We start from the raw sequence: 22,836 nt of genomic DNA, 5'->3' as shown, positions 1-22,836 counted from the left end.
CGGATGCTGATCGATGCCGTTGTTCCGTGTTGTCTTGTTGTGCTGTCTTAGCGTGCTGTCCTGGCGCAGTGTCGCCGATACCTTGTGGCTCGACAATGGTGATCGTCTGACTGGCAAGGTCGCCTTTCTGGAGGGCGGCAAGCTGGTGCTGGAGACTGATTTTGCCGGCACGCTGTCGATCGATGTGGCGCGTATCACTACCTTCAACAGTGACGAGCCGGTGCTGGTCAAACTGCGCGACGGCATTCAGCACACCGTGCAGCTGGCCGAGTCGGAGCGCGATGGTGAGGTATTGCTGCGGGTGCCCAATCGACGGCCCGTTGCCACCGATATCCGGGCCATTCGCCAATTGCTGGTGCCAAGACCTCTGGTTCAGGATTCGGTTTGGGAGGGGGATGCCAGCGCCGCGCTCGATATCAAGGATACGTCGGGTAACGAGAAACGAGACATCGATATTGATGTCACCTCCCGCCTGCGCCATGGACGCTGGCGTCATGACTGGGCGCTGGACTACGACCGCGATTACAGCAACGACGTCAAAACCAGTCACACCCTTGACGCCTCCTACGATCTCAACCGCTTTATTACCGATCAATGGTTCTGGGCCAGCAGCGTGCAGTACAAGCGCGACCATATCAACGAGATCGCCAGGCAGCGCCAGTTCGGTATGGGCCCGGGTTATGAGTGGTGGAACACGGCGCTGGGGCGGTTTGAAACGTCCGTGCGCCTGGACCGGGCGTGGCTCAAGGAGCGCGATGGCAGTCGGGCACGCTATGACGCTCTTGGTCTGCAGTGGGATTATCGGCGGTTTCTGCTGGGCAAGCGGTTTGAGCTGTTCCATTCGGCGGAAACGCAGGTTCCGGACGACCCCAAGGTGCGTTACCTGATGGATGCTGATCTGGGCATACGCTATCGGCTGACCAGCTGGGCGTCACTGAGCCTGAAGGGCGAGTTGGACTATCTCAATACAACCGATGACAGTGGCTATCGGGATACCCGCTATACCTTGGGGCTGGGTGTGGGTTGGTAGCGCAGGAGGGCGGTTCAAGCATGAACTGGCGGTGCGTGGCCGCCAGTTCGCAGGCGACGGTTAGATGCGCAGACCGCCGTCCAGCTCGAGGATGCGACCGGTGAAGTAGTCGTTCTCGAACAGGTAGGCCGCCGAGTGAGCGATTTCCGCCGGCTTGCCCATGCGCTTGAGCGGAATGCCGGAAGTCATTTTCTCCAGCGCTTCCGGCTTCATGCTGCCGGTCATCTCGGTTTCGATAAAGCCTGGAGCAATACCGGCAACGCGGATACCGTAACGGGACAGCTCTTTCGCCCAGGTAACGGTCATGGCAGCCACACCGGCCTTGGCGGCCGAGTAGTTGGACTGACCAATGTTGCCGGCGCGGGAGATGGACGAGATATTGATGATCAGGCCCTTGGTGCCCAGTTCGATCATCTTGGCGGCCACTTCGCGGGTACCCAGGAACACGCCGGTCAGGTTGACGTCGATAACCGACTGCCACTGCGCCAGACTCATTTTCTGAATCTGACCGTCTTTGGCTTTCAGCAGCAGACCGTCGCGCAGAATGCCGGCGTTGTTGATCAGGCCGTGGATGGCACCGAAGTCGTCCGCTACCTGGTTGACCATGTGGCTGACCTGTTCTTCGTTGGCCACGTTGCAGATGTACGAGCGGGCATCGCCGCCGGCGGCCTTGCACGCGGCAACGGCAGCGTCCAGCGCTTCCTGGTTAAGGTCAACCAGTGCCAGTTTGGCGCCCTTGGCTGCCAGGAACTCGCCCATGGCACGGCCCAGGCCCTGTCCGCCGCCGGTGATGATGATAACGCTGTCTTGCAATTGCATCGGGCTCTCCTCGCAAAAGGGGTGATAGATTTGAGGTGCGCAAGCATGCACCAGATTGCCGATATTTTGAATACCCTGCATGGCTCTTCAGTCACTTTCTGACCTTCCTGGCGACATGTTATTGCCGTTAGTCGCCATCCCGGTTGAAAGCTGCTGTTGTCGTACCCATATACCCCTGACCTGCTCAATACGAGGTGCGTATGCCCCTGTTTCGATTCTTTCTTCTGCTGCTGCCGTTGCTTGAACTGGCCACTCTGATCCTGCTGGGCCAGCGCATCGGTGTCGGCTACACCCTGCTTTGGGTGCTTGGCTCGGGTGTGCTGGGTCTGGTGCTGATCCAGCGCCAGGGCTGGTCCATGCTGCAGCAGCTGCAGATCCGCATGGCCGAAAACCGCTCGCCCTTTGCCGTGTTGAAGACCGGCATGTGGTGGTTGCTTGCGGGTGTACTGCTGATGATCCCCGGCCTGATCACCGATGCGCTGGCGCTGCCCTGCCTGGTGCTGGCACTGGTATCACGCGGCAAGCCGGGTCCGGGCGAGCCGGGCGGCCCGAACGTGTGGCGGCGCGGCAGCACCACCATTATCGAAGGGGAATGGCGCCCGGACGATCCAGATCAGGTTTCACCGGATCGTCGCATCGACCGCGAGTAAAAAAATTGTGCACTTGCCTCTTGAAATGGCAATACCAAGCCCCATCTAGGTGACACCGGTTTGGCAGGCTCCGCGCAAGCGCGGAGCCTCGAACAGCGACGAGCCGTGAGGCTCGTCCTTCGGATTCGCATTGCGGGTCCGGATTACAACGTGAAAGCGCCGGGTTTCCGGCATTGAAGATCAATTATTGGGAGACACACAACGATGAAAATTCGTCCGTTACACGATCGCGTAGTCGTTCGTCGCAGCGAAGAAGAAACCAAGACCGCTGGTGGTATCGTTCTGCCCGGCTCGGCTGCCGAGAAGCCGAATACCGGGGTTATCGTTGCTGTAGGTACCGGGCGTCTGCAGGACAACGGCGAAGTTCGTCCGCTGGCCGTCAAAGAAGGCGACAAGGTTGTTTTCGGTCCTTACTCCGGCAACAACACCATCAAGATCGATGGTGAAGATCTGCTGATCATGAGCGAATCCGAAATCTACGGTGTACTGGAAGGCTGATCAGCCACCCTCACACCCCTTAACGAATTCATTTGAAGGAAAGCAAACATGGCTGCAAAAGAAGTTAAATTCGGTATTTCCGGTCGCAACAAGATGCTGGACGGCGTAAACACGCTGGCCAACGCGGTTAAAGCTACCCTGGGTCCGAAGGGCCGTAACGTGCTGATCGAGCGCAGCTTCGGCGCGCCGCTGATCACCAAGGACGGCGTTTCCGTTGCCAAGGAAATCGAGCTGAAAGACAAGTTCGAAAACATGGGCGCGCAACTGGTCAAGGACGTTGCTTCCCGCGCCAACGATGACGCTGGTGACGGTACCACCACTGCCACCGTACTGGCTCAAGCCATCGTTACCGAAGGTCTGAAGGCTGTTGCTGCCGGTATGAACCCGATGGATCTGAAGCGTGGTATCGACAAGGCCACTGCTGCCATCGTTGCCGAGCTGAAGAACCTGGCCAAGCCCTGTGCCGACTCCAAGGCCATCGCTCAGGTAGGCACCATCTCCGCCAACTCTGACGAGTCCGTCGGCAACATCATTGCCGAAGCCATGGACCGCGTTGGCAAGGAAGGCGTCATCACCGTTGAAGAAGGTTCCGGTCTGGACAACGAACTGTCTGTTGTAGAAGGCATGCAGTTTGATCGTGGCTACCTGTCTCCCTACTTCGTCAACAAGCCGGAAACTATGTCCGCTGATCTGGACAGTCCGTTCATCCTGCTGGTCGACAAGAAAATCTCCAACATCCGCGAGCTGCTGCCGGTTCTGGAAGCCGTTGCCAAGGCTGGTCGTCCGCTGATGATCGTTGCCGAGGACGTTGAAGGCGAAGCGCTGGCGACTCTGGTTGTCAACAACATGCGCGGCATCGTCAAGGTTGCTGCGGTCAAGGCACCGGGCTTCGGCGATCGCCGCAAGGCCATGCTGCAGGATATCGCTATCCTGACCGGTGGTACCGTGATCAGCGAAGAAGTTGGCCTGAGTCTGGAAACCGCTACTCTGGAGCACCTGGGTCAAGCCAAGAGCGTTCAGATCAACAAGGACAACTCCACCATCGTTGATGGCGCTGGCGCCAAGGCTGATATCGAAGCCCGCGTTAACCAGATCCGCAAGCAGGTTGAGGAAACTACCTCCGATTACGATCGTGAGAAGCTGCAGGAGCGTCTGGCCAAGCTGGCTGGCGGCGTAGCAGTAATCAAGGTTGGTGCTGCGACCGAAGTGGAAATGAAAGAGAAGAAGCACCGCGTTGAAGACGCGCTGCACGCTACCCGCGCTGCTGTTGAAGAAGGTGTGGTACCTGGCGGTGGTGTTGCCCTGGTTCGCACCCTGGCGGCTATCGAAGGTCTGGCTGGCGACAACGAAGACCAGAACGTCGGTATCAAGCTGCTGCGCCGCGCTGTTGAAGCACCGCTGCGCCAGATCGTCACCAACGCTGGTGAAGAAGCTGCTGTTGTTCTGGAGCGCGTCAAGGCCGGCGAAGGTAACTTCGGTTACAACGCTGCGACCGGCGAGTACGGCGACATGATCGACATGGGCATCCTGGACCCGGCCAAGGTAACCCGCAGCGCGCTGCAGGCTGCCTCCTCGGTCGCCAGTCTGATGATCACCACCGAGGCCATGATTGCCGAGCTGCCGGAAGAGAAGCCGGCCATGCCCGACATGAGCGGCATGGGTGGCATGGGTGGTATGGGCGGCATGATGTAATCAGCCTCCCGGCTAATCCGAAACCCGGCTCGAGAGAGCCGGGTTTTTTTATGTCTCAGCGCAGCGCCATGAGTAGGGCGGATCAGGCGCAGCGTATCCGCCGTTGTGCTCACGAGCGCCTTCGCCTGCCGCCTGCTCCGGGCCTGGCGCCGATGGGGTGGAGACGCCGCAGGCTTACTCCACCGCGTTGCAGCAACCTGTTACTCCGTTACCCGGCTGGGCAGGTGCGTTTGTCTTGTAAGAGATTTCCTACAAGACGTGTGAGACTTCGCCGCTACAGGGTGTGGGCGGAACGAGTTTTTACTCGTGCTGAAAATTGTAAATATATGAAATTTAAGGATTTTATTTTTGGCGATATGCCTGTTGTGCTTGCTGGAGGGGGGTTGCGGGCGATGCCGCATTCGTTAAAATTCACCCAAGCGCAAAGGATGGCGCTACTCGGCAGGGAGCTGAGTCAGGGATTTTCAGGATGATGAAGCCAGGATGGCTGGACACGGAAAGCACATATGGAATAAAGAGTGGGCGGGCTATCCCGCCCCTTTTTTTGTCTGAAATTTGACTCCAAACTCTCGGCCTCATAAGTCGCAAGCCTCAAGCCAAACCAAAACCCAAGCTAAAACCTAAGCCTAAGCCGGAAGAACAGGCCCACACTGGTGCGCTTGTAGCTTGTAGCTTGTAGCAATAAAAAAACCGGCACATGGCCGGTTTTTTTGCGTAGCAGCTTGCTGCTTAGCGCTCCAGATATTGCAGCTTGTCCGGTACGCCATCCCACTCTTCGGCGTCGGGCAGTGCGTCTTTCTTCTCGGTGATGTTCGGCCACACTTCTGCCAGATCGGCGTTCAGTTCGGTGAACTCCTGCATATCCTCCGGTACTTCGTCTTCGGAGAAGATGGCGTTTGCCGGGCATTCGGGCTCGCAGAGGGCGCAGTCGATGCACTCGTCCGGGTGAATGACCAGGAAGTTCGGGCCTTCGTAGAAGCAATCGACCGGGCAGACCTCAACGCAATCGGTGTATTTGCACTTGATGCAGTTGTCGGTAACAACAAAGGTCATGGTGAGGTCTCCATTGAATCAGGCTGGCAAAATCTGGCGCGTAGTCTAGCAGTTTTTTCCCGGCGGTACAGAGCACCGCCGGGTTTTGCGCAGATTAAAGCGTAGTTCCAACACGCTTGATGCAAATGAATATCATTTGCTGAATTTACGCCCACTCGCGTTTGAGCTTGTACAGCAGGTCCAGCGCCTGGCGCGGGCTGAGATCGTCCGGATTCAGTGCCTGGATCTGTTCGATCAGAGGGTGAGGTGCGCTGGCGAACAGATCAGTCTGGAACGGTTGCTCAGTCTTGCCTGCGGGCTTGCTGCCGTGCTGCTCCAGGCCCTGCTGCTCCAGTTGGGCGAGGTGTTCGCGGGCGCGCAAAATGACTGGACGCGGTACACCGGCAAGCTGGGCGACTTGCAGGCCGTAGCTCTGGCTGGCAGGGCCGGGCTGGACGTTATGCAAGAATACGATGCGTTCATTATGTTCGGTGGCGTTCAGGTGCACGTTGGCCACGCCTTCGTCGGTGTCGGCCATGCCGGTCAGCTCGAAGTAGTGCGTGGCAAACAGGGTGAAGGCGCGAACCTTGGCCAGATACTCGGCAGCAGACCAGGCCAGTGACAGGCCGTCGAAGGTGCTGGTGCCCCGGCCGACTTCGTCCATCAGCACCAGACTGGCGCTGGTGGCGTTGTTGAGGATGTTGGCGGTTTCGCTCATTTCGACCATGAAGGTTGAGCGGCCGCCGGCCAGATCGTCACTGGAACCGATGCGGGTGAAGATGCGGTCGACGCAGGACAGCTCGACGCCTGCCGCCGGTACAAAGCTGCCGATATGGGCCAGCAGCACGATCAGCGCGGTCTGGCGCATGTAGGTGGATTTACCGCCCATGTTCGGGCCGGTAATCACCAGCATGCGGGTGTCGATGTCCAGGTCCAGATCGTTGGCCACGAAGGGCGTTTCCAGTACCTGCTCGACGACCGGATGACGGCCCTGACTGATCTTCAACTGGCTGCCCTCGATAAAGCGCGGGCGACTGTAATCGAGACTGCCGGCCCGTTCGGCGAGGGTGCAGAGCACATCAATTTCGGCCAGGCTGGCGGCAGTGGTCTGCAGTGCGGCAAGGTCCTCGTTGAGACGGTCGATCAGCTCGTCGTACAGCTGCTTCTCGCGAGCCAGGGCGCGGCTGCGGGCCGACAGCGCCTTATCTTCAAAGGCCTTCAGTTCGGGTGTGATAAAGCGTTCGGCGCCCTTCAGGGTCTGGCGGCGAATGTAATCTGCCGGCGCCTGATCGGCCTGGCTGCGCGACAGTTCGATAAAGTAGCCGTGTACCCGGTTGTAGCCGACCTTGAGGGTGCTCAGTCCGGTACGCTCGCGCTCGCGGGTTTCCAGATCAATCAGGTACTGGCCGGCGTTCTCGCTGATGTTCTGCAGCTCATCCAGCTCGGCGTCGAAACCGGGCTTGATCACGCCGCCATCACGCAGCACGGCGGGCGGGTTGTCGATCACGGCGCGTTCCAGCAGCTCGGCCAGTTCCGGATAGGTGCGTACATGCTCGGCCAGATTGCGCAGATGCGGTATTTCCAGCGCCTGCATGCAATCCTGCAGTGCGGGCAGGGCCGCCAGCGCGTCGCGCAGGCGTGCCAGATCGCGCGGCCGTGCAGAGCGCAGGGCAACCCGGGCGAGGATGCGTTCGATGTCACCAATGCCCTTGAGCTGTGGTTGCAGGTCGAGGTAGAACTGCTGGTCGAGCAGGGCGCTGATGCTGTCCTGGCGTGCACTCAGGACCTTGAGGTCCCGCAGCGGACGATTCAGCCAGCGCGCCATCAGGCGGCTGCCCATGGCGGTGGCGGTGTGGTCGAGCACGTCGAGCAGGGTATTGTCACGGCCACCGGACAGATTCTGGTCGATTTCCAGATTGCGGCGGCTGGCGCTGTCGATGATCACGCTGTCTTCAAAGCGCTCCTGGGCGATGCTGCGGATGTGCGGCAGGGCGGTGCGCTGGGTTTCCTTGGCGTAGCTCAGCAGCGCACCGGCAGCGCCGAGGCCGAGGGTCAGGTCCTGACAGTCGAAGCCGACCAGATCCTTGGTGCCGAATTGCTGGGTAAGAGCCTTGAAGGCGCTGTCCTGATCGAACTCCCAGGGGGCGCGACGACGCACGGCGCGGCGGCGCTCGATTGGCGTGTTGCTTTCCCAGTCATCGGGAATCAACAGCTCGGCCGGTGCCAGGCGCTCCAGCTCCCCGAGCAGGGTTTCCCAGCCACGCAATTCCATGACCACAAAGCGGCCACTGTTGATGTCGAGCGTGGCCAGACCGAAGCCGCGTTCGGCGCCCACCAGCGCGGCCAGCAGGTTGTCGCGACGCTCATCGAGCAGTGCTTCATCACTGACCGTGCCGGGGGTAATGATGCGGGCAACCTGGCGCTCGACCGGGCCCTTGCTGGTGGCCGGATCGCCGACCTGTTCACAGATGACGACCGACTCACCCAGCTTGACCAGCTTGGCCAGATAGCCCTCGGCGGCATGGAACGGGATGCCGGCCATCGGAATCGGCTGACCACCGGACTGGCCGCGTGCGGTGAGGGTGATATCGAGCAGACGGGCGGCTTTTTTCGCGTCGTCGTAGAACAGTTCGTAAAAGTCACCCATGCGGTAGAACAGGAGTTGCTCGGGGTGTTGCTGCTTGATGCTGAAATACTGCTGCATCATCGGCGTGTGGGCGGAGGATTCGGTTTTGCTCTTTTTCATCAATGACTCGAAATATGCGGCAAAGGCGGTGTCACCGGGCGCGATGGATGCGCTGAAGGCGGTGGCTGAAGCGCCGTTTCAGGTTGGCGCAAAGGGTATCACGTCGCTGGTGGCTGCTGCAGTGCTGCCGGCGACTCCGGCAGCAGGAACCCGAGGCGGCTGAATGTGGTCGCAGGGTATTCGCAGGCAGCGCGCCAACTGGCATGCTGTTGCCTGATATCCGTTCGTCCAGGAGTGAACCATGTCGCATTATGACCCGCTGATCGACTCGGCTGCTGCGAGGCTTGGCAAAGTGCTGGAGCAGCTGGGGCTGCAGGTCAGCACCGCTGAATCCTGTACCGGTGGAGGGATTGCCGAGGCAATAACCCGGGTGGCTGGCAGTTCGCGCTGGTTCGAGACCGGATTCGTCACCTACGCCAACGCCAGCAAAAGCCGTTGGCTTGGGGTGAACGCAGAGGTGATCGAGGCTCATGGCGCGGTCAGCGAGCCGGTGGTCAGAGCGATGGCGTCAGGGGCCAGGGAGGCTGCCGGGGCGGCGATGGCGGTTGCGGTCAGCGGTATTGCCGGCCCTGATGGCGGCAGTGCAGAAAAGCCGGTCGGGACCGTCTGGTTTGGCTGGGCATTGGCCGACGGCAGCGTCGTCAGCGAGTGCAAGCGCTTCCAGGGCGGACGCCGAGAGGTGCGTGCCCAGACGGTTCTGCACGCTCTGGAACGGCTGGTCAAAGAGGCGCACAAGCAGGCTGCGAACCGGTTGTCAGTCTGAGTGAAATCGGGGGTAGGCGGGCCATTTTTTCTGTGGAATAATACTGACCAAATATACAGTAGTTGATCGGTCGGTCGCCGCGGTGCCCACCCCAAGCCAAGAGGATGCGAAATGGACGAGAACAAAAAGAAGGCGCTGTCGGCTGCCTTGAGCCAGATTGAACGTCAGTTTGGCAAGGGCGCGGTAATGCGCATGGGTGATCACGAGCGCCAGGCCATTCCGGCCATCTCCACCGGCTCGCTCGGTCTGGATATCGCCCTCGGTATCGGCGGCCTGCCCAAGGGCCGTATTGTTGAAATCTACGGGCCGGAATCCTCCGGTAAAACTACGCTGACCCTGTCTGTCATTGCCCAGGCGCAGAAGCACGGGGCAACCTGTGCCTTCGTTGATGCCGAGCACGCGCTGGACCCGGAGTATGCCGGCAAGCTGGGTGTCAACGTGGATGACCTGCTGGTGTCGCAGCCCGATACCGGTGAGCAGGCACTGGAAATCACCGACATGCTGGTGCGTTCCAATGCGGTTGACGTGATCATCGTCGACTCGGTGGCAGCGCTGGTGCCCAAGGCCGAAATTGAAGGCGAGATGGGTGATCACCACGTCGGTGTGCAGGCCCGTCTGATGTCCCAGGCGCTGCGCAAGATCACCGGTAACATCAAGAACGCCAACTGCCTGGTGATCTTCATCAACCAGATCCGCATGAAGATTGGCGTCATGTTCGGCAACCCGGAAACCACCACCGGTGGTAACGCGCTCAAGTTCTACTCTTCTGTGCGTCTGGATATTCGCCGTACTGGTGCGGTCAAGGAAGGCGACGAGGTTGTCGGCAGCGAGACCCGCGTCAAAGTTGTGAAAAACAAGGTGGCTCCGCCGTTCCGTCAGGCTGAATTCCAGATTCTGTACGGTACCGGCATCTACCACAACGCCGAGATCATCGATCTGGGCGTGCAGATCGGTCTGGTTGAGAAGTCAGGCGCCTGGTACAGCTATCAGGGCAACAAGATCGGTCAGGGCAAGGCCAATGCAGCCAAGTTCCTGCAGGATAACCAGCAGATCGCGGATGAAATCGAGAAGGCCATCCGTGACCAGTTGCTGGCCAAGCCGGGCAAGGCCAAGGCGGAGGCTGAAGCCGATGCCGAGCTGGAAGGCTAAGAGTCTGGTTTGATGCGCCCGCGTACCGCGCTGGACAGTCCGGCGGCGATCCGTCGCTCCGCGATGGACCTGCTGGCGCGGCGTGAGCACAGCTACAGCGAGTTGTTGCGCAAGCTGCGCCAGCGAGGTGCGGCAACCGATGCGGCCGAGATTGAGCTGGACCGTCTGGTCGAAGATGGCCTGCTCAGCGATGCGCGTTTCTGTGAAGCCTATCTGTATGCTCGCAGCCAGCGCGGCTACGGGCCTGCCCGCTTGAAAGAAGAGCTGCGCCAGCGCGGTGTGGCCGAGGCGCTGGTTGAACGGACCCTTGCAGAGTTCGATCAGGACTGGACGGCACTGGCTCAGCGGGTGTTTGCCAAGCGCTTTCCGGAAGGCCGGGCGTCAGACCCGGCCGAGCGCAGCAAACAGCTTCGGTTTATGCAGTACCGCGGCTTTGGTAGTTTTCAGGCTGATTGACGAAGTCGATCAGTGTCCTCAGACCACCCTGGTCTCGTTCGTTGAAGTCAAAGCACAGACGGGTAAGCTCGCCCAGCTCCGGCTCATCGCTCTCCTGATCGCAGACACCCTGCTGCACAAAACCGCCTGATTTGCAGATATGGCCGAACCGCTCGTCCAGTTGGGCGAGTGCCTGCGCGGTCAGTGGTCGGTTCAGGCGCAGCATGTACTGGTCGTCAACACGTCGAGACGAGTGATAGTTGCTGTAGAAGTCGAGCACCACCTGCATTGCCTGTGCGGGGGATGAACAGGGTGTCAGCAGGTTGATGTCGTCAGGCTTGATGTAGTGATTGTCGATCAGCTGGCTGCGAACGAACTGCAAAAAGGCCTGCCAGTACTGCCCGTCCGGCTGGTCCAGCAGGATGATGGGCACCATCGGGCTCTTGCCGGTCTGCACCAGCGTCAGCACCTCGAGCGCTTCATCCAGCGTGCCGAATCCGCCGGGACAGAGAATCAGGGCGTCCGCTTCCTTGACGAAGAACAACTTGCGCAGGAAAAAGAACCCGAATGACAGGTCGTGGCTGGTGCCATGCACTATGTTATTGGAGCGTTGCTCGAAGGGCAGGGTGATATTGAAGCCCAGGCTGTGATCCAGGCCGGCGCCCTCGTGGGTGGCGGTCATGATGCCGCCGCCGGCGCCGGTGATGGCCATGTAATCGTTGGCGGCAAGCTCTTCGCCCATGGCTCTGGCAAGCGCATACAGGGGATGATCAATCGGAGTTCGCGCCGAGCCGAAAACGGTTACCTTGCGGCGACGCTTGAAGATTTCCATGCGCGAAAAGGCCTGCTCCATTTCGCGAATGGTGTGGAGCATGATCTTCGCGTCCCAGCGGTTGCGATCCGCCTGGGCCATGCGAATCACGTCAAGCAGCATGTCCCGGTAGAGCGGTGCGTTTTCGCTTTCGGCGGCGCAGAGTTGAATGAGTTCGTCGACCTTGGCCGGTATCTCGCTGCTGCCGGTTTGCCAGTGACGGCTGAGATAGTCCGCCGGGTCGTTGTCTTGCATCGGGCGGGGCCTCACAGGGTTTGGCAATGGTCGGCAATAAAGCTCTGGGTCAGCACCGGTTGTGCACTCTCCTTGAGTACAAAGTGGTAGGTCAGCGTTGCGCCCATGTCGAGCAGGCGGCGAAAACGCAGGTCTGTGCAGACGCTCGATTGCAGCTGGCTACGGATAAGCAGCGGGTCTTCCTGCATGCGCTGGGCGTATTCCGGGTCTACCGCCAGACGGTTGATCAGTTCATCGCCCTTAGCGCTGAAGCCCAAGTCGGTGATGTTGCTGTTGATTTCTCGCGGGGTGTTTTCGCTGCTCTGGGCGGCAACCTGTTGCAGGGTTTCCGTCAGGCGAATATCACGCAGGGAGGCTGCCTGAATGGGGGCCGCCAGGCTGGCGGCGAGAAGCAGGGGTAACCAGCGCATTATATTTCTCCAGATCAGATCATCTTGGTGCTGCGACTTCCCTTTCAGACCACGACCCCGGCAACTGGTTCGCAGCGGTTAGCGCGCGGCATGTGCGTCCTTCGACGGCAGCTAATCGGGTAGAATGCTGGCATTGTGATGCAGCAGCTGTCCAGCCTGAGGAAATGAGGATGTCGGAAAAGCCCGGCCATGCGGTCAATCGTCTGCGCGATGAGGCGGTGGCGCGATCCACTCGCCCATTCAAGGCCCGCGGGGCTCGGGTGCAGCGTTGCCCAGGCTGCCAGCTGGCGCGCTGGGCCTGTATCTGTGCCGAGCGTCCGCAGCTGGATTGCGCCATCAGCTTCTGTCTGATCATGCATGCCTATGAGCCGCTCAAACCGACCAACACCGGCCGCCTGATTGCGGACTGCCTGCCGGACACCCATGCCTTTGAATGGGCGCGTACCGAGGTTGATCCCGCGCTGCTGGCCTTGCTGGCCGACCCGCAGTATCAGCCCTATGTGGTGTTCCCCGGCGAATATGCGCAGCCGGGCCAGCAGGTCTGCGCCGCAATTGAGCCTGAGCCTGGCCGTCGCCCGTTGCTGATCATTCTGGATGCGACCTGGACCCAGGCGCGCAAGATGTTTCGCAAGAGCCCTTATCTGGCCGATCTGCCGATACTGAGTCTGCACACTGAGCGGCTGTCGCGCTACCGGCTGCGTCGTTCCAGCCGCGACGATCATCTATGCACCGTCGAAGTAGCTGCCGCCTGTCTGGCGTTGGCCGCAGAGGAGGTTGCCGCCCGCCAGCTCGATGACTATTTCGATCTGTTCAGTCGGGGCTATATGGATTCCTGCCGCCGCCGGCCTCAGTGATGGCCGGCAGGTTCCTGCTGCACGGCAACAGTCGCCTGCCTGCGCCGATCCAGGTAGATCGGCACCAGCTGGGCGGTGAGCATGCCTGCCAGCATCAATGCGCAACCCAGCAGCCCGCGGGGAGTCAGGGTTTCTCCCAAGATCAGCCAGCCGGCGAGGGCGGCGAATACGGCTTCCAGACTTAGGATAATGGCCGCGTGCGAGGTGATCGCGTCCTTTTGTGCGACGACTTGCAGGGTAAACGCCACACCAACGGCGAGAATCCCGCCATAGAGAATGGCCGGCAGAGCGTCATGGACAGCCGCAAGACTGATGGGCTCAAAGATCAGGGCGAGGGTGAGGCTGACGACCGCGCACACCATAAATTGAATAAACGACACCAGGATCGGGTCGTAGCGGCTGGCCAGGGCTCCGACCAGCAGCACATGGACTGCCCAGAAGCAGGCTCCGACCAGCTGCAGCCAGTCACCGGGGGCAACGGTAAATTCGGCGGTTACACTGAGCAGCACCATGCCGATCAGGGCCATCACGGCGCCGGCCCAGGTGCCGCGGTGGGTGCGCATGCCGATAAACAGACCAAACACCGGGACCAGAATAACGTACAGTCCGGTGATGAATCCCGAGTTGGTCACGGTGGTGAACATCAGACCAATCTGCTGCAGGTTGATACCCAGCGTCAGTACCGCGCCCAGTGCAATACTGCCCAGCAGCATCGGTTTGCTGAGTCGTGCGGGGGTGTCGGGTTTGGCGCTCTTGCGCAACAGCCAGATCAGCGGCATTACGGTTACGGCACCGAGCAGAAAGCGCAGGCCCGTGTAAAGGAAGGGACCAATGTGATCCATGCCCAGGCGCTGGGCCACAAAGGTACTACCCCAGATCAGGGCAGTGATCAGCATCAGGACATCGGCACGGTAATGGCGCAGGTTCATGCTATCAAGCTCGGCAGACAAAACCGCCATTATCCCCGCGACCGCGGAACTGCTGCCAGATACAGCTGCCTGCACAGACTGTACCGGTACAACATGGCATTGACTGAAACGCCTCTGACTGGCAGTCTCAGCGTGCTTGTCTCAGCCAATAACAAAAATGACTGCCAGGACGCCTAGCATGGGTCTCACCTATGACATCTTGATTGCCGATGATCACCCCCTGTTTCGCAGTGCGCTGCGTCAGGCCCTTCGCGATGGGCTGGGCGAGACCGTCAGCCTGAGCGAGGTAGGCAGCATCAGCGAGCTGCAACAGCGTCTGGCCGAACGAGCCGACTGGGATCTTGTACTGCTGGACCTCAACATGCCCGGCGCCTACGGCTTCTCCGGGCTGGCTCAGATGCGTGGTCAGTACCCGCAAATTCCCGTGATCCTCATTTCAGCCCAGGAAGAACCGACCATTGCCCGCCGTGCGCGTGATTTCGGTGCCAGCGGGTTTATCCCCAAGTCCGCCAGTCTCGAAGCCATCCAGGCTGCGGTGCAGTCTGTGCTCGACGGCAGCGTCTGCTGGCCGCCGGGTATCGACAATCCGCCCGGCATGAGCGACGAGCAGCAGCAGATCAGCGAGCGGGTCGCCAGCCTCACCCCGCAACAGTTTCGCGTGCTGACCATGGTCTGTGATGGCCTGCTGAACAAGCAGATCGCCTACGAGCTGGACGTGTCCGAGGCCACCGTCAAGGCGCACGTCACCGCCATCTTCCGCAAACTCAACGTCCGTACCCGCACCCAGGCTGCGCTTGTGCTGCAGCAGATGGAACTGGCCAGCTAGAGCGTCGCCGAATGCCGGCTACGACGGAAGTCGGCTGGGCAAAGCCGTTTGGCACTGTCAGACTGAAGGTTGTGACACTGTTGCGGGTTGAGCGCGCCTCATGATGCTTTCCGGTGGGCTGGTAGCCTTCATATTTCTGCTGTACATGGCCTTGCTGTTCGTCATTGCCTTTTGGGGTGATCGCAACGCGAGTGTGCTCAAGCCGCGCCTGAGGGTCTGGGTCTACAGCCTGTCGCTGGCAGTCTGGTGTACCAGCTGGACCTTTTTCGGTTCGGTCGGCATGGCGACCGACCAGCTCTGGGGCTTTTTGCCCATCTACATGGGGCCGTTGCTGCTGTTTCTGTTTGGCTGGCGCCTTTATGCGCGCATGATTGCGATCAGCAAGCAAGAAAATATTACCTCCATCGCCGACTTTATTGCCTCGCGCTACGGCAAGTCGCAAAGCCTGGGCGTTGTCGTCTCGCTGCTGTGTCTGGTTGCCGTGCTGCCGTATATCGCGCTGCAACTCAAGGGTATCGTGCTGGGCTACAGCCTGCTTACCGGCGGCGGAACCGAAGCGGCAACGCCATTGAATGCGTTCGGCGCGGAGGATACCGCGCTGGCCGTCACCCTGGTTCTGGCACTGTTTACCGTGCTGTTCGGGACCCGCAGCCTGGATGTGACGGAGCACCACCGAGGCATGATGCTGGCGATTGCCTTTGAGGCGCTGGTCAAGCTGCTGGCGTTTCTGGCGGTCGGGCTGTTTGTGGTGTTTGGGCTGTTCGGCGGCGCAGCAGACCTGATTACTCAGGCGCGCGCCGAGCCGGTGCTGGAGAGCTACTGGCAGCGCGATACGCCGGTCATCGGCATTCTGCTGCAAACCTCCATCGCGATTTTCGCCTTCATCTGCCTGCCCCGGCAGTTCCAGGTCGCTGTGGTGGAAAACAGCGAGCCAGGTGATCTGCGTCTGGCACGCTGGGTTTTTCCGGTTTACCTGCTGCTGGCCGGCCTCTTTGTGGTGCCCATCGCTTTGGCTGGTCAGATGCTGCTTGGCGACGGCATGTCGCCCGATTCCTACGTCATCAGTCTGCCGTTACTGCAGGGCAATCCGGTACTGGCCATGGCTGCGTTCCTGGGTGGTGCCTCGGCAGCGTCCGGTATGGTGATCGTGGCGGCGATCGCGCTCAGCACCATGGTGTCGAACGATGTGGTATTGCCGATCCTGCTGCGCAACCGCGTCGGCGCCGAGCATTCCTACGAGCGTTTTCGTGGCTGGCTGCTGAACGTCCGGCGCACCAGCATTCTGATTATTCTGCTGCTGGCCTATGTGGTTTACCGCTTGATCGGCAGCGAGACCAGTCTGGCCAGCATCGGTCAGGTCGCGTTTGCCGCTATCGGGCAGTTGGCGCCGGCGATGTTTGGCGCGCTGTTCTGGAAGCAGGCCAACCGCACCGGCGTGCTGGCGGGCCTGCTGGTCGGGATCGTGCTGTGGCTGTATCTGCTGGTGTTGCCGCTGGTAGGGGCCGGCTTGCATTGGCATACCGGCCAGCTGCCGATGATCGAAGCGGTACGGACCGCCGCCGCGAGCTGGGGCGTGGATGCGCTGACGCTGGCCAGCGTGGTGTCACTGGTATGCAACTTCCTGGTTTTTGTTGCCGGCTCGCTGTTCAGCCGGACGCGTGTGCTGGAACACTGGCAGGCCAGCCGCTTTGTCAGCCAGGACAGCGAGCCCTGGATTGACGGGCCCGGCAAGGTACTGCTGCGGGTGCGGGTCGACGACCTGCTGGAGCTGGCCTCGCGTTTTGTTGGGGAGGAGCGCGCCGAGGCGGCCTTCAATCATTATGCCCAGCGCCAGGGTGGCAGCCTGCATGGCAGCCAAACTGCAGACTCCGGCTGGATTACCCTGACCGAGCGCCTGCTGGCCGGCGTACTGGGCGCGTCGTCGGCGCGGCTGGTGGTAAAGGCGGCGATTGAAGGGCGCGACATGCAGTTTGACGATGTGGTGCGCATCGTCGATGAAGCCTCCGAGGTACTGCAGTTCAACCGGGGCCTGCTGCAGGGCGCGATCGAGAACATCAGTCAGGGGATCAGCGTGGTTGATAAATCCCTGCGGCTGGTGGCCTGGAATCGCCGTTATCTGGAAATGTTCCAGTATCCGGAAGGGTTGATTGCCATCGGTCGTCCGATTGCCGACATCATTCTGCACAATGCCCGGCGCGGGTTGTGCGGGCCCGGTGACCCGCAACTGCACGTCGACAAGCGCATCGCCTGGATGCAGCAGGGTACGCCGCATCGCTCCGAACGCATGTTCCCTGACGGCAGCGTCATCGAGATCATCGGCAACCCGATGCCCGGTGGCGGCTTCGTCATGAGCTTCACCGATATCTCCGCCTTCCGCGAAGCCGAGCGGGCGTTGCAGGAGGCAAACGAGAGTCTGGAGCGGCGGGTGGACGAGCGCACCCGCGAGCTGTCCCAGCTGAACCAGGCACTGCTGCAGGCTCAGGCCCAGACCGAGCGGGCCAGTCAGTCCAAGAGTCGATTCCTGACCGCCGTCAGCCATGACCTGATGCAGCCGCTCAATGCCGCGCGTCTGTTCTCCGCCTCGCTGGCCCATCAGTCCGACATGCCGCCGGAGGTGGAAGAGCTGGTGCGCCATCTGGACAGCTCGCTGGCGTCCGCCGAGGAGCTGATTTCCGATCTGCTCGATATTTCCCGTCTCGAAGCCGGGCGCATCGTGCCGGAGCTGGGTGATTTTGCCCTCAGTGAGCTGTTTGACCCGCTGCGCATCGAGTTCAGCGCGCTGGCGGTCGAACAGGGTATTGATCTGCGCATTCACAGCAGCCGGCTGCGGGTGCGCAGCGACATGCGCCTGCTGCGCCGGGTGCTGCAGAACTTCCTGACCAACGCCTTCCGCTATGCCAGTGCCGCGCGGGTGGTGCTCGGTGTGCGCCATCTGCACGGCGCGGTACGGATTGAGGTCTGGGATCAGGGGCCGGGCATTCCGCAGGACAAATTGCAGCTGATCTTTGAAGAGTTTCAGCGACTCGACAGTCACCGTACCCAGGCCGAAAAGGGGCTGGGCCTGGGGTTGGCCATTGCCGACGGTCTGTGCCGGGTACTCGGGCACGAGCTGAGCGTGCGTTCCTGGCCGGGGCACGGCAGTGTGTTCAGCGTTACCGTGCCGCTGGCGAGCATGCCGCGGGCAGTGCGCAGTCGGACGGCCAAGCCCGAGCTGCCACCGCAGTTCGACGGCGCGCCGGTACTGTGTATCGACAATGAGAGCAGCATTCTGGCCGGCATGCAGAGCCTGCTCGGGCGCTGGCAGTGCCGTGTCGCAGTCGCGCGCGACCGGCAGGAAGTTCGGCAATTGCTCGATCAGGGCTTCGTCCCGGAGCTGGTGCTGGTTGATTACCACCTCGATGATGGCGATACCGGCACCCAACTGATGCTGTGGCTGCGTGACCTGCTTGATGCGGACCTGCCGGGGGTGGTGATCAGTGCCGATGGCCGCCAGGATGTGCTCAATGAAATCTCGCTGGCAGGCCTGTCGTATCTGCCCAAACCGGTCAAGCCGGCGGCGCTGCGGGCGCTGATCAGCAGACACATTGCGCTCGCCTAGCGGCAACCATAACAGTTTGCCGGATGTTGTTTTCTAGCTGTATCTGTCCTGTCGCCCGGCGGCGGGCTAGGCTGCACATCTATATATTCTGATACTGCCTGGCCCGTCTTTACGCCCATGTCTGCCAAAACCAACGCGTTGCTCTGCGGCGCGCGCGATACCGTTCCCATGCTGATCGGCGCGACGCCGTTCGGTGTCATCTTCGGCACGCTGGCTGTTGCCAGCGGCCTCTCGCTGCCTGCCACCCTGCTGATGTCGGCGCTGGTCTTCGCCGGCTCAGCCCAGTTTATTGCCGTGAGCCTGATCGCCAGCGGCGCCGGGCTGGTTGTGCTGCTGCTGACGACCTTTATCGTCAATCTGCGGCATGCGCTCTACAGCGCCAGCCTGATGAGCCATGTCAGCCACCTGTCACAGCGCTGGAAGATTCCGCTGGCGTTCTGGTTGACCGACGAGAGTTTTGCCGTGGTCCAGCGGCACTATCTGGATCCGCAGATCCCGCTGGAGAGCAAGCACTGGTACTACCTCGGCTCGTGTCTGGCGATGTACAGCAACTGGTTCCTGTGCACGCTGGTGGGGGCTTTGCTGGGCAACGCGCTGCCCGGCATGGCCGGCTGGGGCCTGGACTTTGCCATGGTCGCGACCTTCACCGGGATCGTCGTGCCGCTGCTGCGCACCCGGCCCATGCTGCTGGCCGCCGTTGTGGCAGGGCTGGTGGCGCTGGTTGCCTACGATCTGCCGTGGAAGCTGGGCTTGATGCTGGCAGCGCTTTGCGGCGTCAGCGCCGGCGTGCTGGCCGAACGCTGGAGCGCGGCAGCCTCCGTACGGGAGGTGGGCAATGAGTCAGTTTGAAGCGGTACTGCTGCTGGGCATGGGCGTGATCACCTTCGCCATTCGCTACACCCTGTTTGCGGTGGGTCATCGGGTGCGCTTCAGCCCGCTGGTGCAGCAGGCGCTCGGCTATGTGCCGGTCGCGGTCCTGACGGCGATCATTGTTCCGGCTGTCGTCATGCCCGACGGCAACAGCCTGCAGCTTACGCTGGACAACGCCTACCTGGTCGGTGGCGTGGTCGCCGTGTTGATTGCCGCGTTCAGTCGCAACCTGCTGCTGACCATCTTCGGCAGCATACTGGTGTTCTTCCTCTGGCGTTGGTGGCTGGCGGGCTGACTACCAGAGCGAGGCGCGGCGGCTGCTGAGGGCGACCAGCATCAGCGCCAGCGCGGCGCAGGAAATGATGCTGGCAAAGCCCAGCACCGTCGGCGCGAAGCCGATCATGTCGCTGACAAAGCCAACGCCCAGTACCACCGACGCCATGGTCAGGTAGGCCATCAGGTAAAACGCTGAGTTGATCCCGCCGCGCTGATCGGCCGGTGCGCTGTTGCTGATCGAGGCAATACCCACAACGCCGGTCGCGCCCGCGCCGCTGGCCGTTGCCAGGGTTGCAAGGGTAAACATCCAGGGCGAGCTGTAGACCACGGCCGCAGCCATCACGCCGAGACCGATGATCAGTGTGGACGGGCCAACCAGCAGCAGGCGATCCAGTGGCTGACGCTTGCAGGCAAACTGGCTTACCCCGGCCATCAGTTGCCAGCCCGCGGCGAACAGGCCGGCCTTGGTGCGATCATCGATGCCGACCAGCTTGGTCGCCAGTGAGGGGCCGAGCGAGGCATACAGGCTGCCGGTGGACCAGGCCAGACAGATCGCCGCGGCAGCGAAGATAAACGCGCCGAGCATCTCCCGCGGCACCTTGATAGTGGTCGGCCGCCAGGCGCGCCAGCGAAAGTCCGGGTGGCGCTGACCAATATCGGCAGGCCAGGGGGCGAGCAGCAGCAGGGCGACCGTCAGGCCACCGAGGGCCAGGGTTACCGCAAATGGCCAGGTCAGCGCCGCGTCGCCCAGCCCGAGCATCAGCGAGCTGACGGTCGGGCCGGCAAAGGCGCCAAGGGTAAAGAACAGCGCCGACAGGGTGGCGGCGCGGGTCCAGTTGCCGTCCGGTTCCAGTTCGACCAGTGCGGCCGAGGAGGCGCCGGTCACGATTCCGGTGCCGATACCGGTCAGCACCCGGGCGATACCCAGCCCATAGATATCGCGCGCCAGGATAAACATTACCGCACCGGCCAGAATGAACAGCAGCCCCGGCACCATCATCTGGCGACGGCCAATCTTGTCCGACAGTGAGCCCAGGGTAAGCAGGGTGGTCACCACCCCGAGGACATAGATCGAGAAGACAGCGGTCAGCGCCGTGGAGGAAAAGCCCATCTTCGCCTGCCAGACAGCGTACAGCGGGGTGGGCACGTTGCTCGCGAAGATGGTGGTGAAAATCGCCATCAGGGCAGCGATCATCGCCACACGGCGACTCGACGCGGCGCTGCTGGCTGGCGATTGACCTGACATGTTCACGCTCCCCCGGGAATAAAGAGCGAGATTATCGCAAAATCAGCGCCCCAGCGGACAGCCAGTGCGGCCATCACCGTTGCTGATGGGGTGCCGGTTCGGTGAGTGAGCGCGACAACTCCGCAATCGACAGCGGCGTTCTGGCGTCCAGTGCCCGCTCTGCCATCAGGCGCAGTGCGGCCGCATCCGGTCGCCGCTGCGGCCATTGTTCCACCTCTTTGATCAACGCAGTCTCGCCGGTGGCGGGGTCCACGGTGGCCAGGGCAAAGCGGAACGGATGGTAGCCACTCATGCCAAGGCGCAGATCGGTCGCCACCCACTGCCCGTCAATCAGGTCATAGCGCAGGCGGTCACCGGTAAACCAGCGCAGACGCTGGTCCTGTGGTGATTCGAGCAGTGCCTGACGGGCCTCGCTGGCGCGGGTCGGCAGCTTGATCAGGGTCAGCGGTTCATGGTCCAGCCAGCCGACCAGCCCTTCGTAGTAGTTGTCGCCGTCGACCGCCATAACCCGCCAGAGCAGGGTGTTGAATGGGGTCGGCGTGCTGAAGGTCGCCTGGGGCTGGATACCCTGCTGTGCCAGTGCGGCTTGCAGGTGATGGTCGGCCATCTGCTTGCCGATCAGCGTGCTGCCGAGATACAGCGAACTGAGCAACAGCCCGGCGTATTGCCAGCGCAGGCCGCTGCGGCCCAGCCCGATCACCAGCCCTGCCAGCATCGCCAGCAGCAAGGGCAGGGTGTAGAGAGGGTCAATGATGAAAATGCTGGAAATCGCCACCGGCGGCATCGGCAGCGGCCAGAACAGCTGGGTACCGTAGGTGGTGAAACTGTCGAGTAGCGGATGGGTGCAGAGCACCAGGGCCAGGGTGGCGAACAGCCTGCCGCTGCTGTAGCCCGCGTCCGGCCAGCGTTTGCGTATCAGCCAGGTGAGCAGCGCGGCGAGTGTTGCCAGCACGAACAGGGAGTGGCTGAACCCGCGGTGGTAGGTCATGTCGGCGACCGCATCGCCGTAGTCGATCAGCACGTCCAGATCGGGCACCGTGCCCAGTGCTGCGCCGTAGATCAGCGCCTTGCGGCCCTGCCAGCGGCCAAGCATTGCGCCCTGGATCGAGGCGCCGAGAACGATCTGGGTAACTGAATCCATGAAAAGACTCCGCAGGGTGAGATGCACAGCCTACTGCATATCATTGCCCTGCGCAGTCCTGCCACGTTTCCCGATTTTTCAGCTCAGGTCGTGCTGACGATCCAGCTCGATGCACTGATCCAGCAATTCCAGGTAAGCCTTGCGGCTCTTGACCTTGGTCTGGCGGAAGGCAGTCATGTTCAGCGCAGCCAGCTCCCGGGCCTTGGCCATGGCTGCCGCTTCCAGCTCCTCGGCCGCGACCACCTTGTCGAGGAAGCCGGCAACAACGGCTTCTTCCGGGCTGAACATTTCGGCGTTGATCACCGCACGGCCAAAGGCGGCTGGCGTCAGGCGCGCACGGGCCAGTTCGATACCGGCGTGGTGCATGGTCATGCCGATGGCGGTTTCGTTCAGGCCAATCTTGAACGGACCCTCAACGCCCAGTCGGTAATCGGACGACAGCAGCAGAAACGCGCCCTTGGCAATTGCGTGGCCGGTGCACACGGCAACAATCGGGAAGGGGTGAGACAGCATGCGGCGTGACAGGGTGGAACCGGACGCCACCAGCGCCTTGGCCGCATCCGGGCCAGAGGTCATGACTTTCAGATCGTAGCCGCCGGAGAAAATGCCCGGCTTGCCGCTCAGCACCACCACGGCGCGGTCCTTTTCCGCCTGATCCAGTGCAGCGTTAATCGCGGCGATCATGTCGGGCGACAGGGCGTTGACCTTGCCATTATCCAGGCTCAGGTGGGCAACGCCGTCAGCGAAACGATAGGAGACCAGCTCGCTCATCAGAAAGTCCTCACATAGAAAGTCATACGGCATCA

General features: G+C 61.5%; 21 protein-coding genes. 12 read left to right on the top strand and 9 right to left on the bottom strand.

The genetic code is table 11. The features are described from left to right. Positions 1-13 precede the first annotated feature (13 nt). Positions 14-1,030: a DUF481 domain-containing protein gene (locus B7O88_RS09715; RefSeq protein WP_088275631.1), complete on the top strand. Its 1,017-nt coding sequence runs from the start codon at positions 14-16 to the stop codon at positions 1,028-1,030. 60 nt (positions 1,031-1,090) lie between these two features. On the opposite strand, the gene B7O88_RS09710 is transcribed toward B7O88_RS09715, so the two are convergent. Then, positions 1,091-1,849, bottom strand: a complete 759-nt coding sequence (locus tag B7O88_RS09710; RefSeq protein WP_088275736.1) for an SDR family oxidoreductase — start codon at positions 1,847-1,849, stop codon at positions 1,091-1,093. 200 nt (positions 1,850-2,049) lie between these two features. Between B7O88_RS09710 and B7O88_RS09705 the strand changes: the two genes are divergently transcribed. The 3 genes from B7O88_RS09705 to groL all read left to right on the top strand — a co-directional run bounded on the left by B7O88_RS09705 (position 2,050) and on the right by groL (position 4,689). Then, the gene (locus tag B7O88_RS09705; RefSeq protein WP_088275630.1) at positions 2,050-2,499 is read left to right on the top strand and encodes an FxsA family protein; all 450 of its coding nucleotides are present in this window, start codon (positions 2,050-2,052) and stop codon (positions 2,497-2,499) included. A 204-nt stretch (positions 2,500-2,703) separates the two neighbouring features. Then, positions 2,704-2,997: a co-chaperone GroES gene (locus B7O88_RS09700; protein WP_088275629.1), complete on the top strand. Its 294-nt coding sequence runs from the start codon at positions 2,704-2,706 to the stop codon at positions 2,995-2,997. Between the two features lie 48 nt (positions 2,998-3,045). Continuing rightward, positions 3,046-4,689, top strand: coding sequence for a chaperonin GroEL (gene groL / locus B7O88_RS09695; protein ID WP_088275628.1), 1,644 nt, complete (start codon positions 3,046-3,048; stop codon positions 4,687-4,689). A gap of 729 nt (positions 4,690-5,418) precedes the next feature. Here groL and fdxA read toward each other — a convergent pair. After that, positions 5,419-5,742 carry a ferredoxin FdxA gene (fdxA, locus tag B7O88_RS09690; protein WP_088275627.1) on the bottom strand — a complete coding sequence of 108 codons (324 nt, stop codon included), beginning with the start codon at positions 5,740-5,742 and terminating at the stop codon, positions 5,419-5,421. Positions 5,743-5,887: 145 nt separating this feature from the next. Then, positions 5,888-8,467 (bottom strand): DNA mismatch repair protein MutS, encoded by a 2,580-nt coding sequence (mutS, locus tag B7O88_RS09685; RefSeq protein WP_088275626.1) that lies wholly within the window; start codon positions 8,465-8,467, stop codon positions 5,888-5,890. A gap of 241 nt (positions 8,468-8,708) precedes the next feature. Between mutS and B7O88_RS09680 the strand changes: the two genes are divergently transcribed. The 3 genes from B7O88_RS09680 (at position 8,709) to B7O88_RS09670 (ending at position 10,835) form a co-directional block, all read left to right on the top strand. Next, on the top strand, positions 8,709-9,230 hold the full coding sequence (locus tag B7O88_RS09680; protein WP_088275624.1) for a CinA family protein: 522 nt from the start codon (positions 8,709-8,711) through the stop codon (positions 9,228-9,230). A gap of 111 nt (positions 9,231-9,341) precedes the next feature. Beyond that, positions 9,342-10,379 (top strand): recombinase RecA, encoded by a 1,038-nt coding sequence (gene recA / locus B7O88_RS09675; RefSeq protein WP_088275623.1) that lies wholly within the window; start codon positions 9,342-9,344, stop codon positions 10,377-10,379. A 12-nt stretch (positions 10,380-10,391) separates the two neighbouring features. Further along, complete coding sequence (locus B7O88_RS09670; RefSeq protein WP_088275622.1) at positions 10,392-10,835, top strand: regulatory protein RecX; 444 nt, start codon at positions 10,392-10,394, stop codon at positions 10,833-10,835. Here the strand turns inward: B7O88_RS09670 and B7O88_RS09665 are convergent. Then, positions 10,795-11,880 carry an LOG family protein gene (locus B7O88_RS09665; protein ID WP_088275621.1) on the bottom strand — a complete coding sequence of 362 codons (1,086 nt, stop codon included), beginning with the start codon at positions 11,878-11,880 and terminating at the stop codon, positions 10,795-10,797. The two genes, B7O88_RS09670 and B7O88_RS09665, sit on opposite strands and share 41 nt — an antisense overlap. Positions 11,881-11,891: 11 nt before the next feature. Beyond that, on the bottom strand, positions 11,892-12,290 hold the full coding sequence (locus B7O88_RS09660; protein WP_088275620.1) for a PA3611 family quorum-sensing-regulated virulence factor: 399 nt from the start codon (positions 12,288-12,290) through the stop codon (positions 11,892-11,894). Positions 12,291-12,460: 170 nt separating this feature from the next. On the opposite strand from B7O88_RS09660, the gene B7O88_RS09655 reads away from it, so the two are divergent. After that, positions 12,461-13,144, top strand: coding sequence for a tRNA-uridine aminocarboxypropyltransferase (locus B7O88_RS09655; protein WP_088275619.1), 684 nt, complete (start codon positions 12,461-12,463; stop codon positions 13,142-13,144). Here B7O88_RS09655 and B7O88_RS09650 read toward each other — a convergent pair. Further along, a complete protein-coding gene (locus B7O88_RS09650) occupies positions 13,138-14,073 on the bottom strand; it encodes a DMT family transporter (protein WP_088275735.1) in 936 nt (311 codons plus the stop codon). The two genes, B7O88_RS09655 and B7O88_RS09650, sit on opposite strands and share 7 nt — an antisense overlap. Before the next feature lie 178 nt (positions 14,074-14,251). Between B7O88_RS09650 and B7O88_RS09645 the strand changes: the two genes are divergently transcribed. The 4 genes from B7O88_RS09645 (at position 14,252) to B7O88_RS09630 (ending at position 19,662) form a co-directional block, all read left to right on the top strand. Beyond that, positions 14,252-14,899 carry a response regulator transcription factor gene (locus B7O88_RS09645; RefSeq protein ID WP_088275618.1) on the top strand — a complete coding sequence of 216 codons (648 nt, stop codon included), beginning with the start codon at positions 14,252-14,254 and terminating at the stop codon, positions 14,897-14,899. 100 nt (positions 14,900-14,999) lie between these two features. Then, entirely contained in the window at positions 15,000-18,497 is a 3,498-nt protein-coding gene (locus tag B7O88_RS09640; protein WP_088275617.1) for a hybrid sensor histidine kinase/response regulator, read from the top strand. Positions 18,498-18,614: 117 nt separating this feature from the next. Next, positions 18,615-19,346, top strand: a complete 732-nt coding sequence (locus tag B7O88_RS09635) for an AzlC family ABC transporter permease (RefSeq protein ID WP_088275615.1) — start codon at positions 18,615-18,617, stop codon at positions 19,344-19,346. Continuing rightward, positions 19,333-19,662, top strand: coding sequence for an AzlD domain-containing protein (locus tag B7O88_RS09630; RefSeq protein WP_088275614.1), 330 nt, complete (start codon positions 19,333-19,335; stop codon positions 19,660-19,662). Before B7O88_RS09635 ends, B7O88_RS09630 begins: the two co-directional genes overlap by 14 nt. On the opposite strand, the gene B7O88_RS09625 is transcribed toward B7O88_RS09630, so the two are convergent. The 3 genes from B7O88_RS09625 to B7O88_RS09615 form a co-directional block, all read right to left on the bottom strand. Then, positions 19,663-20,889, bottom strand: coding sequence for an MFS transporter (locus B7O88_RS09625; RefSeq protein WP_088275613.1), 1,227 nt, complete (start codon positions 20,887-20,889; stop codon positions 19,663-19,665). A 73-nt stretch (positions 20,890-20,962) separates the two neighbouring features. After that, positions 20,963-22,030 (bottom strand): metal-dependent hydrolase, encoded by a 1,068-nt coding sequence (locus B7O88_RS09620; RefSeq protein WP_088275612.1) that lies wholly within the window; start codon positions 22,028-22,030, stop codon positions 20,963-20,965. Positions 22,031-22,108: 78 nt separating this feature from the next. Further along, positions 22,109-22,801: a crotonase/enoyl-CoA hydratase family protein gene (locus tag B7O88_RS09615; RefSeq protein WP_088275734.1), complete on the bottom strand. Its 693-nt coding sequence runs from the start codon at positions 22,799-22,801 to the stop codon at positions 22,109-22,111. Between the last annotated feature and the right edge of the window lie 35 nt (positions 22,802-22,836).

Source organism: Halopseudomonas aestusnigri (assembly GCF_002197985.1).
GTDB lineage: Bacteria > Pseudomonadota > Gammaproteobacteria > Pseudomonadales > Pseudomonadaceae > Halopseudomonas > Halopseudomonas aestusnigri.
The sequence above is the reverse complement of the archived record's forward strand: the minus strand, read 5'-3'. Positions and strand labels throughout refer to the sequence as shown.